Origin of the sequence: Chryseobacterium sp. StRB126 (assembly GCF_000829375.1) — a bacterium.
Lineage (GTDB): Bacteria > Bacteroidota > Bacteroidia > Flavobacteriales > Weeksellaceae > Chryseobacterium.
In genome coordinates, this window is record NZ_AP014624.1 from 77,542 (window position 1) to 91,533 (window position 13,992).

General features: G+C 35.6%; 15 protein-coding genes and 2 pseudogenes. 7 read left to right on the forward strand and 10 right to left on the reverse strand.

Annotated elements, in window-relative coordinates:
• Window positions 1-35: 35 nt before the first annotated feature.
• The 8 genes and pseudogenes from rpsC to CHSO_RS26155 all read right to left on the reverse strand — a co-directional run.
• Window positions 36-785 (reverse strand): 30S ribosomal protein S3, encoded by a 750-nt coding sequence (rpsC, locus tag CHSO_RS00405; protein WP_034694675.1) that lies wholly within the window; start codon window positions 783-785, stop codon window positions 36-38.
• Window positions 786-792: 7 nt separating this feature from the next.
• A complete protein-coding gene (gene rplV / locus CHSO_RS00410; RefSeq protein ID WP_045491150.1) occupies window positions 793-1,191 on the reverse strand; it encodes a 50S ribosomal protein L22 in 399 nt (132 codons plus the stop codon).
• A gap of 2 nt (window positions 1,192-1,193) precedes the next feature.
• The gene (rpsS, locus tag CHSO_RS00415) at window positions 1,194-1,472 is read right to left on the reverse strand and encodes a 30S ribosomal protein S19 (RefSeq protein WP_002983209.1); all 279 of its coding nucleotides are present in this window, start codon (window positions 1,470-1,472) and stop codon (window positions 1,194-1,196) included.
• A gap of 2 nt (window positions 1,473-1,474) precedes the next feature.
• Window positions 1,475-2,296 carry a 50S ribosomal protein L2 gene (gene rplB, locus CHSO_RS00420; protein WP_045491152.1) on the reverse strand — a complete coding sequence of 274 codons (822 nt, stop codon included), beginning with the start codon at window positions 2,294-2,296 and terminating at the stop codon, window positions 1,475-1,477.
• Between the two features lie 22 nt (window positions 2,297-2,318).
• Complete coding sequence (gene rplW, locus CHSO_RS00425; RefSeq protein WP_045491154.1) at window positions 2,319-2,609, reverse strand: 50S ribosomal protein L23; 291 nt, start codon at window positions 2,607-2,609, stop codon at window positions 2,319-2,321.
• Window positions 2,610-2,612: 3 nt separating this feature from the next.
• Window positions 2,613-3,242 carry a 50S ribosomal protein L4 gene (gene rplD / locus CHSO_RS00430; RefSeq protein ID WP_045491156.1) on the reverse strand — a complete coding sequence of 210 codons (630 nt, stop codon included), beginning with the start codon at window positions 3,240-3,242 and terminating at the stop codon, window positions 2,613-2,615.
• Window positions 3,233-3,856, reverse strand: a complete 624-nt coding sequence (gene rplC / locus CHSO_RS00435; RefSeq protein ID WP_045491158.1) for a 50S ribosomal protein L3 — start codon at window positions 3,854-3,856, stop codon at window positions 3,233-3,235. The genes rplD and rplC overlap by 10 nt, the downstream gene beginning before the upstream one ends.
• Window positions 3,857-4,324: 468 nt before the next feature.
• Window positions 4,325-4,880 (reverse strand): annotated as a pseudogene (locus CHSO_RS26155) (IS982 family transposase); the annotation flags it as partial.
• A 79-nt stretch (window positions 4,881-4,959) separates the two neighbouring features.
• Here CHSO_RS26155 and CHSO_RS24810 point away from each other — a divergent pair.
• Complete coding sequence (locus CHSO_RS24810; protein WP_052480447.1) at window positions 4,960-5,550, forward strand: DUF6624 domain-containing protein; 591 nt, start codon at window positions 4,960-4,962, stop codon at window positions 5,548-5,550.
• Window positions 5,551-6,011: 461 nt separating this feature from the next.
• Here CHSO_RS24810 and CHSO_RS25260 read toward each other — a convergent pair.
• Both CHSO_RS25260 and CHSO_RS00455 read right to left on the reverse strand, forming a co-directional pair.
• Window positions 6,012-6,350, reverse strand: a pseudogene (locus CHSO_RS25260) (transposase); the annotation flags it as partial.
• Window positions 6,351-6,490: 140 nt separating this feature from the next.
• On the reverse strand, window positions 6,491-7,252 hold the full coding sequence (locus CHSO_RS00455; protein WP_045491164.1) for a DeoR/GlpR family DNA-binding transcription regulator: 762 nt from the start codon (window positions 7,250-7,252) through the stop codon (window positions 6,491-6,493).
• Window positions 7,253-7,453: 201 nt separating this feature from the next.
• On the opposite strand from CHSO_RS00455, the gene CHSO_RS00460 reads away from it, so the two are divergent.
• The 6 genes from CHSO_RS00460 to CHSO_RS00485 all read left to right on the forward strand — a co-directional run bounded on the left by CHSO_RS00460 (window position 7,454) and on the right by CHSO_RS00485 (window position 13,955).
• Window positions 7,454-9,052: a glycerol-3-phosphate dehydrogenase/oxidase gene (locus CHSO_RS00460; RefSeq protein ID WP_045491165.1), complete on the forward strand. Its 1,599-nt coding sequence runs from the start codon at window positions 7,454-7,456 to the stop codon at window positions 9,050-9,052.
• A gap of 7 nt (window positions 9,053-9,059) precedes the next feature.
• Window positions 9,060-10,556 (forward strand): glycerol kinase GlpK, encoded by a 1,497-nt coding sequence (gene glpK / locus CHSO_RS00465; protein ID WP_045491167.1) that lies wholly within the window; start codon window positions 9,060-9,062, stop codon window positions 10,554-10,556.
• 24 nt (window positions 10,557-10,580) lie between these two features.
• Window positions 10,581-11,312, forward strand: coding sequence for an MIP/aquaporin family protein (locus CHSO_RS00470; protein WP_045491168.1), 732 nt, complete (start codon window positions 10,581-10,583; stop codon window positions 11,310-11,312).
• A gap of 7 nt (window positions 11,313-11,319) precedes the next feature.
• A complete protein-coding gene (locus tag CHSO_RS00475; RefSeq protein ID WP_045491170.1) occupies window positions 11,320-12,129 on the forward strand; it encodes a hypothetical protein in 810 nt (269 codons plus the stop codon).
• 127 nt (window positions 12,130-12,256) lie between these two features.
• The gene (locus CHSO_RS00480) at window positions 12,257-12,676 is read left to right on the forward strand and encodes a hypothetical protein (RefSeq protein ID WP_045491172.1); all 420 of its coding nucleotides are present in this window, start codon (window positions 12,257-12,259) and stop codon (window positions 12,674-12,676) included.
• Window positions 12,677-12,983: 307 nt separating this feature from the next.
• On the forward strand, window positions 12,984-13,955 hold the full coding sequence (locus tag CHSO_RS00485; RefSeq protein ID WP_045491174.1) for a hypothetical protein: 972 nt from the start codon (window positions 12,984-12,986) through the stop codon (window positions 13,953-13,955).
• Window positions 13,956-13,992: the final 37 nt, after the last annotated feature.

Here is a 13,992-nt window from a genome sequence, read left to right on the forward strand (position 1 = left end):
GGTAATTTAAAATTCAAAATTTCTAATCTAAAATTTTAATTATTATTGTTATTGTTGTTGTTTTTTCTAGGTCTTCTGTTGTCTCTGTCTCCTCCTCTGTTTCCTCTGTCTGACTGACCTCCTTTTTTCTGTTGTCCCACTAGTGGAGAAAGTTCTCTTTTACCGTAAACTTCCCCTTTCATGATCCAAACTTTAACCCCTAGTCTACCGTAAGTAGTGTGAGCTTCTGCCCAGTGATAATCGATATCAGCTCTGAAAGTTGACAATGGAATTCTTCCTTCTTTGAAAGATTCTGATCTTGCCATTTCAGCTCCGTTCAATCTACCAGAGATTTGAACTTTGATACCTTCAGCACCCATTCTCATAGTACTTGCCATTGCCATTTTAACAGCTCTTCTGTAAGAAATTCTGTTTTCAATTTGCTTAGAAATACTATCAGCTACTAGTACAGCATCTAATTCAGGTCTTTTGATTTCGAAGATGTTGATTTGAATATCCTTACCTGTAAGTTTCTTCAATTCTTCCTTCAATTTATCAACTTCCTGACCTCCTTTACCGATGATAAGTCCCGGTCTAGCAGTAGTAATTGTAACTGTTACTAATTTTAATGTTCTTTCAATATAGATTTTTGAAATACCACCTTTAGATAATCTAGCCTCAAGGTATCTTCTGATTTTGTAGTCTTCAGCGATTCTGTCTCCATAATCGTTTCCACCAAACCAGTTAGAATCCCATCCTCTGATGATACCTAATCTATTACCAATTGGATTTGTCTTCTGTCCCATACCTTGATTAATTTTCTTTATTACCTAAGATTAATGTAACGTGGTTAGATCTTTTTCTGATTCTATACCCTCTACCTTGTGGAGCTGGTCTTAGTCTCTTCAATTGTCTTGCACTATCCACGAAGATTTCTTTAACGATAAGGTTAGCTTCTTCAATATCAGCACCTTCGTTTTTTGCCTGCCAGTTTGCCATAGCAGAAAGAAGTAATTTCTCTAACTTGTTAGATGCATCCTTCTTTGAATATTTTAGGATATAAAGAGCTTTATCTACCTGTTCTCCTCTAATGATATCAACTACTAATCTCATTTTTCTTGGAGAAGATGGGCAATTATTTAATGAAGCTTTTACAACGTCTTTGTTAGCTTCTTTTCTTGCGATTGAACTATCTTGTTTTCTTGATCCCATGATTATCTGCTTCCTTTGTTTTTGTTACCACCATGACCTCTGAAAGATCTTGTTGGAGAAAATTCGCCTAACTTGTGACCAACCATGTTTTCTGTAACATAAACTGGGATAAAAGATTTCCCGTTGTGTACAGCAATAGTTTGTCCTACGAAGTCCGGAGAGATCATCGATGCTCTAGACCAAGTTTTGATAACTGTCTTCTTACCAGACTCTATATTTGCCTGAACCTTCTTATCTAAAGTATGATGAATGAACGGTCCTTTTTTAAGTGATCTTGCCATAATTATTTTCTTTTAGATACGATGTAACGGTTAGACACTTTGTTTTTCTTTCTAGTTTTGTAACCTTTAGACGGCATACCGTTTCTAGATCTTGGGTGACCTCCTGAAGAACGTCCTTCCCCACCACCCATTGGGTGATCTACTGGGTTCATTACAACCGCTCTTGTTCTAGGTCTTCTACCTAACCATCTGCTTCTACCAGCCTTACCTGATACAGTTAATTGGTGATCTGAGTTGGAAACTGATCCAATCATTGCATAACATTCAGTAAGGATCATTCTAGATTCTCCTGAAGGCAACTTGATGATTGCATATTTACCATCTCTAGAAGTTAATTGAGCTGAAGAACCAGCACTTCTTGCTAAAATAGCACCTTGACCAGGCTTCATTTCAACACAAGAAATTACAGTACCTAAAGGAATGTTTTTCAACTTCATTGCGTTCCCTACATTTGGTTCTACGCTGTCACCAGAAATTACTTTCTGATCAACTTTGATACCGTTTGGAGCGATGATATATCTCTTCTCTCCGTCAGCATACTCTAATAAAGCGATAAATGCAGTTCTGTTTGGATCGTATTCTACAGATTTTACAGTTGCTTCAACGTTTGCTTTGTTTCTTTTGAAGTCAATAATTCTGTATTTCTTTTTGTGTCCACCTCCGGTGTAACGCATGGTCATTTTACCTGTTTGGTTACGTCCACCTGACTTTTTAATACCAACTGTCAGAGATTTCTCTGGCTTGTTAGTAGTAATTTCCTCAAAATTGTTTACAATTCTGAATCTCTGTCCCGGGGTGATAGGTTTTAATTTTCTAACAGACATTACTATTATTTATAATTAATAATTAATTTACAGCAAAAATATCGATAACCTCACCTTCAGCAAGTTTGATTACCGCTTTTTTCAATTTGTTTGTCTTTCCTACTTGAAGACCTTTTTTAGTGTACTTTGAAGAAACCTTCGGAGCATAAATCATTGTGTTAACGTCTGCTACTTTTACACCGTAAGCTGCTTCAACAGCCTTTTTGATCTCGATCTTATTCGCCTTAGGGTTAACTAAGAAAGAATAAGTACCTCTTAAATCTGTAAGGTAGTTAGCCTTTTCTGAAATAACTGGTTTAATAATAACTGACATGACTTATTTCTTTAAATTTTCCTGGAATTTTTCAACTGCACCTTCGAAGAAAATGATCTCGCCTGCATTTACTAAATCGTAAGAACTAATTTCGTTGAAGTTCATTACTTTAGTTTTAGGCAAGTTTCTTGAAGATAAATACACATTCTTGTTAGCTTCAGGAAGAACGAATAAAGATTTTTTACCGTTAAGTTCCAATGCGTTTAATACATTGATGAAATCTTTAGTCTTAGGAGCACCAAAGCTCAAATCTTCTAAAACTTTAATGCTGTTGTCTCTCATTTTCTGAGATAAAACAGATTTCTTAGCTAATCTCTTAAGAGCTTTGTTCAATTTGAACCTGTAGTCTCTTGGTTTTGGTCCGAATACTCTACCTCCACCTCTGAAAGTTGGAGATTTAATATCACCATATCTAGCAGATCCTGATCCTTTTTGCTTCTTAAGCTTTTTAGTAGAAGCAGTAATTTCGCTTCTTTCTTTTGCTTTATGAGTTCCTTGTCTTTGTGCAGCAAGGTACTGTTTAACCTCTAAGTAAACCGCGTGCTGATTTGGCTCAATTCCGAATACTGTTTCGTCTAGAGTTACTTTTCTTCCGGTCTCTTTTCCTGATGTATTTAATACTACTAGTTCCATTTTCTGATAATTACATAAGAATTTTTAGCTCCCGGAACAGCACCTTTTACTACTAAAAGATTTTGTTCTTGATCAACTTTTAACACTTGAAGGTTTTGAACAGTTACCTGCTCACCTCCCATTCTTCCAGCCATTCTCATCCCTTTGAATACTCTTGAAGGGTCTGAACCAGCACCGATAGAACCTGGAGCTCTAAGTCTGTTGTGCTGACCATGAGTTGCCTGCATTACACCTCCAAATCCGTGTCTTTTAACAACACCTTGGAAACCTTTACCTTTTGAAGTTCCTGTTACGTCTACATATTCACCTTCGATGAATAGATCAACTTTCACTTCTTCTCCTACTTTAGCATCTGAGAATCCATCGTGGAATTCTACTAATTTAGCTTTAGGAGCAGAACCAGCCTTTTTAAAATGACCAGCTAACGCTTTACCAACGTTCTTCTCACTCTTGTCATCGAAACCTAATTGAACAGCTGAATAACCGTCAACTTCTAAGGTTCTGACCTGTAAAATCGAGCATGGACCAGCTTGAATAACTGTACAAGGAATATTTTTCCCTTCTTCGTTAAACAAAGATGTCATACCGATTTTTTTACCAATAATACCTGACATTGTTTATATTATAATAAAATTTATCCTTTATTTTCTCCCATTTTTCGGAAGTCTGAAGTGATTTCTACTTTTGATATAGGCACACTACGCTCCTAAAATGAGTGTGCAAATTTATGAATAATTTTGTAACCGACAAATATTTCGAGTAAAATATTTTGATTTTTAATCATTTAGATCATTTTCAGAAAAAAAATAACCGGTTTGCAAAAATGAATCCAATATAAAAAAACAAACATTTTCTTTTCATTGTCTGTTTCATCAATTCAAAGCCAGCAGCCATAAACAAAAAAAATGCCATAACTATAGGATAATGAAACTTTTCACAATTTCCAGCATAAAATTTCTGTTTACCCATTTTACATCACAAAAGAAACGCCTAATCTCATTTTCTCAAAAAAAATCAAACTAGATAATTAGAACAATCCATAAAAAAACAAAAGCCTCATGATTACTCACAAGCTTTATATTTTAATCTATTATTACCCGTTGTGAATTTTTAAATATACTTGACTTTAGATTGTTGATTTTTTTGTTTAATAGTTTTTATTAATAAATTGAACAATTGTAAAAGCTGTAATCTTTGCTAAAACTCTTGTTTTGAATCCTTCAAATGTTTTTGCATAATTCCTTCTTATCATAAATTGGTCACATAGCTGAGAGAATAATGTTTCAATTCTTTTTCTGTGCTTTTTAAACAAGCAAAACTGTGGTTTGTAGTCTTTTTGGTTGATTCTTTTCGGAGTTCCCAAGGTAATATTAGCTTAATTAAACAAATCTACCTGTGCCTCTGATGAGAGATACCCTTTATCACCAAGCAAGATACAATCAGACAATCGTTCTTTAATGTCCTTCACAAAGTGAATATCATGAATAGATGCCGGACTTAGGTCTATACTTTAAAAAACACCGTTCACAGAACAAACCGCGTGAAGTTGTAGCCATAAAAAGACATTTGCTATGATGCGCAAAAACCACTGTTTGGATAACAATACTGTTCATCTTTACATATTTTAGAGCGTGCGCTTAAAAATAATTTCTATTTTTACAATTAATTTTTAACCAAAAATGGTCAATCTGTTTTGGAATAAGACAAAAAAATAGAAATGAAAATAAAAAAAGTATTATTTAGCATATTAACCGCTCTTGTTTTAATCATATCAATATTCCTTTACATGAATAAGGATAAATTTGTCTATGTAGGTTCAGTAGATATTATTGAAGTAGATTGCAGCAAAAAACTTCAAATCTTGAGTGAAGTTTTTGAAAGTGACCAAAGGATTAGAAAATCAAATGAACTCATCAAATACGCAAAAGAAGATCATAGGAATCAAGAATTAGTGATTAGCATTATTGAAAAGTGTGGTATGCCAACATTAAAGGAGGTGGGTCAACGACGAATGGATGCAATCTGGTTGGGACTGCAACATAGTACTGAAGAAATCAGAAAAAAGTATTTTCCACAAATAGAGAAAGCGGTTGAAAATGGAGACTTATCTAAACAACAATACGCATTGATGAAAGATAGGATGTTAATGGACGAAGGAAAACCCCAAATATATGGTTCACAAATAGAAAATGGTAAATTGTATAAATTAGAAAATCCTGAAACTGTGAACGAAAGAAGAAAAGAAATGGGAATGGAACCAATAGAGGATTATTTAAAGTATTTCAATATTCAGTTCAATCCGAATTAACAACACAACATGTAATCACGTAGACGACTCCGGTCATAATTAAATGGAGTGTGTCTCTCACATAAATTTTATTAAAAAAAACATCAACCTAGAGCAGGATAATAAAAAAAATTGTAAATAACCAATGGATAACTTCTTTTATATTTTATTAAAACTCTTAAATTCTTTTAATTATACCTATCAAACAAGCTGTTAAAGAACGGCTGTCAGTGAACCTAATAAATGCGCTCTTTCAATTACAAATACGCTTGACTTTTTTGGTGTAAAAAGTAGTTGCTAATGACCTTTATAGAAACTATTATAGAGCTTGAAAATCAAAATAAAACGAAATTACACGATAGACACACTGATTCTATTTTTAAATAGAGAATATGAGTCATTTATTATCAAAAACAGTTGTCCTTAAAAATAATCCGTTGTGCGTTTTAAATTATGCTTGACTTTAAATTGTTGATTTTTTTTTAAAAATAGTTTTTATTAATAAATTGAACAATTGTAAGAGCTGTAATCTTTGCTAAAACTCTTGTTTTGAATCCTTCAAATGTTTTTGCATAATTCCTTCTTATCATAAATTGGTCACATAGCTGAGAGAATAATGTTTCAATTCTTTTTCTGTGCTTTTTAAACAAGCAAAACTGTGGTTTGTAGTCTTTTTGGTTGATTCTTTTCGGAGTTCCCAAGGTAATATTAGCTTAATTAAACAAATCTACCTGTGCCTCTGATGAGAGATACCCTTTATCACCAAGCAAGATACAATCAGACAACTGTTCTTTAATGTCCTTCAAAAAGTGAATATCATGATTTGCAATTAAGTTGTTCATTGTAAATGTTTTGTAGCAAATACAATTTGCTGATTTTCAATCGAATGAACAACTTATTTCTTTGCATTCATAATGCACAACGGGTCTATTATTATATAGATTTAAAGAATTAACAAGGATTATTTAATCACATTTACTCCAATTTCCTCCAGTCGGACCTGATCTTCGGCAGCAATCCCATCATCCGTGATCAGATAATCCACCTGATCCAGTGAGGCAATTTTACCAAAACCTTTCTTATTCAATTTTGAGGAATCTGCAAGAACTACTGTTTTATCTGCACAATCAATCATGACCTGATTAAGGTGGGCTTCTGCAGCATTGGAAGTACTGATCCCAAACTCCAGATCAATCCCATCTACCCCAAGAAAGAGCTTATTACAAGAAAACTGCTTAAGAATACCTTCTGAAATAGATCCTACAATTGAAGTTGAGCTTTTCCTCACCTCTCCTCCTAATTGAATCACATTAATATTAGGATTATTACATAGTTCAATAGCCACTCTCAATGAAGAAGTTAAAACAGTAAGTGGACCGAAGTTCATCAGCATCCTTGCAAGATAGTGCATGGTAGTTCCTGAGGCTAATATGATACAATCATTCTCCTGAATCAGTGGCAGCGCCGCTCTCGCAATAGCCTGTTTAGCCTCCACATTAATATTCTCTTTCTCTCCCACATTTTTTTCATAAGCATACCTTACCTGCTTACTTGCTCCCCCATGATTTCTAAAAAGAAGCCCCAGACTTTCGAGATAGTTCAGATCCTTTCGTATCGTAACCGAAGAAACATTTAGTTTTTCGCACAATTCCTGAACAAGAACATGCCCTTTATCGTCCAGTTCTTTTAATATTTCATCTTGCCTTGGTATTAGCTTCTCCATTTTATTCGTTTCATCAAAATTACCGCTTTTTTTTCACATATAATTTTTATTGTTTTTAAAGATCATATACAACAGCATCATCCTCAGCCACAAAAGGCAATTTCAAATCATAGTGATTTCACATTTTAAAATTTCATTTATTTTCTTTTTGCTTTCATTTATAATTTATATATTTGAAAACGAAACATAAACGAAACATTTATGAAACGAAACGAAGAACTCAGTAAATTAACCAATGTAAAAGAATGGGACTTTATTGTCATAGGAGGAGGAGCCAGTGGTTTAGGTTCAGCATTAGACGCAGTAAGCAGAGGATTCAAAACTTTATTGCTTGAATCTCATGACTTTGCGAAAGCAACATCCAGCAGAAGTACCAAACTGGTACACGGCGGAGTAAGATATTTAGCACAGGGAGATATAGGTTTAGTGAAAGAAGCTTTAAAAGAAAGAGGTCTTTTAGCCAAAAATGCAGCACATATTGTAAAAAATCAATCTTTCATTATCCCTAATTATACCTGGTGGGGCGGAATCTATTATAAGATAGGCTTGTCTGTATATGATTTCCTTGCAGGGAAATTAAGTTTGGGTAAAACAAAATACATCAGCAAATCAAAAACCATTGAAAAGCTGCCTACTATTGAACAAAATCACTTAGCAAGTGGTGTTGTTTACCAGGACGGACAGTTTGATGATGCAAGACTTGCAGTCAACTTAGCTCAAACCATTATTGAAAAAGGAGGAAGTGCAGTAAACTACGTGAAGGTAGTTAATCTTCTGAAAGATGATAAAGATAAAGTAATTGGAGTGGTTGCTGAAGATCAGATCTCCAAACAGCAATATCAGATTCATGCAAAAGTGGTTGTTAATGCTACCGGTGTTTTCACCAACGACATCCTTAATATGAATAACCCTAAACATGGTAAACTTGTAGTACCAAGTCAGGGAATTCACTTGGTATTGGATAAATCATTCCTGAAAAGTGATGATGCCATCATGATTCCGAAAACTTCTGACGGAAGAGTATTGTTCGTTGTACCTTGGCATGACAGAGCTTTGGTAGGAACTACAGATACTCTTTTAGAAAACGAAAGTTTCGAGCCCCGTGCTTTGGAAGAAGAAATCAGTTTCGTTTTGAATACAGCAAGACAATATCTGTCTAAAAAACCAACCCGTGATGATGTAAAGTCTGTTTTTGCCGGACTTCGTCCTCTTGCAGCTCCAAAAGATGGAAGCAAGAGCACCAAAGAAGTTTCCCGAAGCCATAAGGTTATTGCATCTGACACTGGATTAATTTCCATCATTGGCGGAAAGTGGACTACTTACCGTAAAATGGCTGAAGATACAATTGATAAAGCCATGCAGGTACACAAGCTGGGCAACAGCACTTCTAAAACAGAAAACATGTCTATTCATGGAAATGTAAAACCTGAGCAAGTAGATAGAACAAACCATCTATATGTATACGGATCTGACATTCCTGCAATAAAAGCTTTACAGGAAAGCAATTCACGCTTTTCGCAAAAAATACATCCTGACCATCCATTCACCGTAGCAGAAGTAGTTTGGGCTGCAAGAAATGAAATGGCAGAAACCATCGAGGATGTATTGGCAAGAAGAGCCCGTCTGTTGTTCCTTGATGCAAGAGCCGCTATAGACAGCGCGCACAATGTTGCGAGAATCATTGCTGAAGAAAAAGGATATTCTGAAGAATGGGCACAGCAACAGGAAAATGAATTTATTGAATTGGCAAAAGGATATTTATTAACTCCTTATTCACCTAAAGTTATCAACCTTAATTAATCACCATATGAATGAAAAGTTAATCCTCGCTTTAGATCAGGGAACAACTTCCTCCAGAGCGATTCTATTCAACCATAGCGGAGAGATCAAGTATGTATCTCAAAAAGACTTCAGACAGATATACCCAACACCAGGTTGGGTAGAGCATGATCCTAATGAAATCTGGTCATCACAAATCTCCGTTGCAGCAGAAAGTATCGCCAAAGCTGGCATCTCCGGACTGGAAGTAGCCGCTATTGGGATTACCAACCAACGTGAAACAACAATAGTTTGGGATAAAGAAACCGGGGAACCTATTTATAACGCTATTGTATGGCAGGACCGAAGAACCTCAAAATATTGTGATGAACTGAAAGATCAGGGACACGCAGAAATTATCAAGGAGAAAACAGGTCTTGTTTTGGATGCTTATTTTTCTGCTACCAAATTAAAATGGATCCTTGACAATGTAGACGGGGCAAGAGAAAAGGCAGAAGCCGGAGAACTGTGCTTCGGAACTGTTGATACCTGGCTAGTATGGAAATTAACCCGTGGAAAAATGTTTATTACGGATGTTTCGAATGCCAGCAGAACCATGCTTTTGAATATTCATACGTTAGAATGGGACAATGATCTATTGGAGCTATTCAACATTCCTAAAGCTATTCTTCCTGAAGTGAAACAAAGCAGTGAAGTATATGGCGAGACAGCTACTACCCTATTCTCTACTAAAATTCCGATTGCAGGAATTGCTGGAGATCAGCAGGCTGCTTTATTTGGCCAAATGTGCACCAGTCCTGGAATGGTAAAAAATACTTACGGAACAGGCTGCTTCCTATTAATGAATACAGGAAAAGAAGCTGTTTCCTCAAAAAACAATCTTTTGACAACTGTTGCGTGGAAAATTAACGGGGAAGTTAATTATGCATTGGAAGGAAGTGTATTTGTAGGCGGTGCAGCTATTCAATGGCTAAGAGATGGCCTTAAACTTATTCACTCTTCTGATGAAGTAAATGATCTTGCTGCTTCGGTTGAAGATAACGGCGGCGTTTACTTTGTTCCTGCCCTTACAGGTTTAGGTGCTCCTCATTGGGATCAGTATGCCCGCGGAACTATCGTAGGAATTACGCGTGGTACAACAGATGGACATATTGCCAGAGCAACATTGGAAGGAATTGCATTTCAGGTGTACGATATTGTAAAATCTATGGAGGCAGATTCTGGAAGAGCAAGTCTTGAGCTACGAGTAGATGGAGGAGCTTCAGCAAGTAATTTATTGATGCAGATACAGTCTAACCTTTTCGGATTTAAAATAACCAGACCAAAAACATTAGAAACAACAGCATTAGGAGCAGCTTATTTAGCAGGTCTTGCTGTAGGATACTGGAAAAATATTGATGAGATACAGGAGCAATGGATTGTAGACAAAGATTTCCATCCTCAATTGGAAAAGGAAAAAGTAGATGCTATGGTTCACTCATGGAACAAAGCTGTATCTCGTGCTCAAAGCTGGATTGAAGATTAATTCACTGACCTTAAAAATACACATATGACTCCATTTATCGCAGAAGTGATCGGGACGATGCTTCTTATTTTGTTAGGCAACGGCGTTGTAGCCAATGTTGTCTTGAAGGATACCAAAGGAAATAATTCCGGATGGATTGTTATTACCACCGCTTGGGCATTAGCCGTTTTTGTAGGGGTAACCGTTGCTGGGCCTGTAAGTGGAGCCCACCTGAATCCGGCTGTTACAATTGGGCTGGCTGCTGCAGGAAAATTTTCATGGGATCTGGTTCCGTCTTATATTGCGGCTCAGATGATTGGAGGTATGTTGGGGGCCTTTTTAGTATGGCTATTCCATAAAGATCATTTTGCCATTACAGAGGATGAAGGGGCAAAGCTGGCCTGTTTCAGTACGGGGCCTGCGATCAGAAAAGTTTCATCTAATCTTATCAGCGAAATTATCGGAACATTTGTACTGGTATTTGTTATTTTTCACTTTTCGGATCCGAGTATTTATGTACAGGCAGATCCTAATGCAAAAGTAGGATTAGGTTCTATAGGAGCCATTCCTGTAACATTCTTAGTTTGGGTAATAGGACTTTCCTTAGGAGGAACTACCGGATATGCTATTAACCCTGCCAGAGATCTAGCTCCGAGAATTATGCATGCCATTCTTCCGGTAAAAGGAAGCAGTGACTGGGGTTACGCATGGATTCCTGTGATAGGTCCTGTGATAGGAGCTGTTATTGCTGCAATATTATTCGTAACATTAAAATAAAATACAGATGATGAAAATATTAAAAGGGATCTTCCTGCTTACTTTAGGTGCAGGAAGGTTATTTTCACAGGAAGGCAGTGAGCCTAAGGAATCCAAAGAAGGGAGACTGGATTTTACTGCCAACATTCAGAACAACCATTTGTGGAGAGGGCTAATTATTACAGACAAACCTGTTGTCATGGGAAATCTTTCTTATGCCTTGGATGCGGAAAAGAAATGGAAAGTGGGGATCTGGGGAGCTTCTGCTCTTGCCGATGATAAGGACAATACGCATTATAAGGAGATCAATTACTATGTTCAATATTCTAATGGGCGCTTTTATATTGGATTATGGGACCTTTATAATTCCCGAAACATCAATACTGCTGTTGCTGCAGATGACATCTTCAGTTATTCTCAGAGAAGAACAGCCCATATTATTGATTTAAGAACCAACTATACTTTTGGACCTTCATTCCCGATCAATATTGAAGCAGATATTATGTTGTATGGAGGCGCTAATGCAGGAGAAGTGATTCTGGAACCGGACGGAAGTTATAAAAAGAACAGATATTCTACCTATGTTCAGGCTAGTTACCCTGTAATCAGCGGACAGAAAGTGAATCTGGATGCTTTTGTAGGAGCTGGATTTTCATTAAATGGAAATACCTTTTTATATGGAAATGGCAAAAACAACTTTGATATCGTGAACGTAGGAGTAAAAGCTGGAAAAGTTCTTAAGATTACAGAGCATTACAGTTTACCTGTTTCTATGATGGCCATGTGGAATCCTTCTAATAAATATGCAAGAATTCAACTGGCAGCAACTGTTTTTTAAATTTGATTTTTAAACTAAATTATATAGGGACCACTCTTTTTGGAGTGGTCTTTTGTTTGGTTAAAATTACCGGGATTCCACTATTTATGAGTTCAGCAGATATCTTTACCTTTGAAAAAAAAATAATATGAAAAAGATTTTCAGTTTAATGATCTTATGTATCGGCATTTTCACTTTTGCACAGGTAAAGTTACCTTTTACCGGACATAGAAGTTTTGACATTCTAAAAGGCTACAGCGGTACCGGCACCCCCCATTATTATCTGAATGTAAAAAAGAACGGCGATGTACTTTTTGGATATGTTCAGGTTAATCAGGCTAACGGAAAAGAAACTACAGAAGAAATCAATGCAGGTAAATACGCCCCGAATAAAGTCATGAAAGTACAGTTTAAAAAGTATGATGAAACTTTCTTTGTTAAGTTTGATAAAAATAAAATCTTGATGACTGACGAAAAAGGAAATATTCAAAATCTTGAAGGCTGTTGTTCTTCCACAGAAAGCATAGATAAAGAAACCTGTACTTGTGAAAGTGAACTCTATGAATAATCACATATAGCTATTCCTTTAGAATAATTTTAGGAGTCTATATACAATTTTACACCATTGTCATTCTGACGAAGGAAGAATCTCATATTTGGCTTAGATTCTTCATTTCATTTCTGAACTACGTTCGCAAGCCTTCAGCCTGTATTCAGAATGACAGGGTCAAAATAGTAAAATATTAGGGTCAGTGTAAAATTGTATATAATTACCTAATTTTAATATCCCAAGAATACAGGATCACCTGGATTTTACGGTTTACGATCTGTATCAATATCTTTATTTTTAAAAGATTAATCATGTACTATTACGTATGAAGATCTTACATATTTTATGGGTTTTATTTTTTATTGTTTCCTGCAGTAAAAATGAGAACCATCCTTACACATTTTATTATTGGAAAACGAATCTGAAACTGAATCAGGAAGAAAAGAAAGTTTTAGATCAGGCAACTGTTCCTTATTTATACACAAGATTTTTTGATGTTGATAAAGCAGGCGGAAAGTTTCAGTCTGTTGCCGTCATTACAAAAGATCAGAGTTTTCAGACAGATAAGCAGATTGTACCCACTGTTTTTATCACCAATCAGACGATGCTGGGAATTTCCCAAGACGAAATCAAGTTTCTGGCAGAAAGCATTCATCATTTGGTTCAAAAGAAAGCGGAAGAATATCATTTAAAAATAAACAATGAAATTCAGATTGACTGTGACTGGACTGCCGGTACACGGGATGATTATTTTAAATTTTTGAAAGAACTTAAAAGAATTTCAGGAAAGGAGATCACCTGTACTTTACGTCTTCATCAGGTTAAAGATAAAAAACAAACTGGAATTCCCCCAGTGGATAAAGTGTATCTGATGTGCTACTCTACTTCTTCCCCATTGGAAAAATCTAATAAAAATTCTATCTTGGATGTAAATGTTCTGAAAAGTTACCTTGCTAGAATGGAAGATTATCCTATCAAGAAAGTTGAAGTTGCTCTCCCTATTTATTCATGGGGAATTATCACGAATCATCTAGATAAGCATAAACTCATCAATGCTTTGTCTAAAAAGGATCTGGAAAATCCCAACTTTAAAAAGATCTCCGAATATAAGGTTGAAATACTGAAAGACGGCTTTTATTTCGGAAATTATCTGAACAAAGGCTTTACCATAAAGGTAGAAGAAATATCGAAAGAGCAGTTAGAAGATGTAACTCAATTTCTTCAGAAAAAAATACCGCATTTTAACATTATTTATTATCAATTAGATAGTAAATTTGTGTTAGATCGAAAATTTTAAATCTGCCATAGATTAAGACAGAGAATAGAGATTCAGT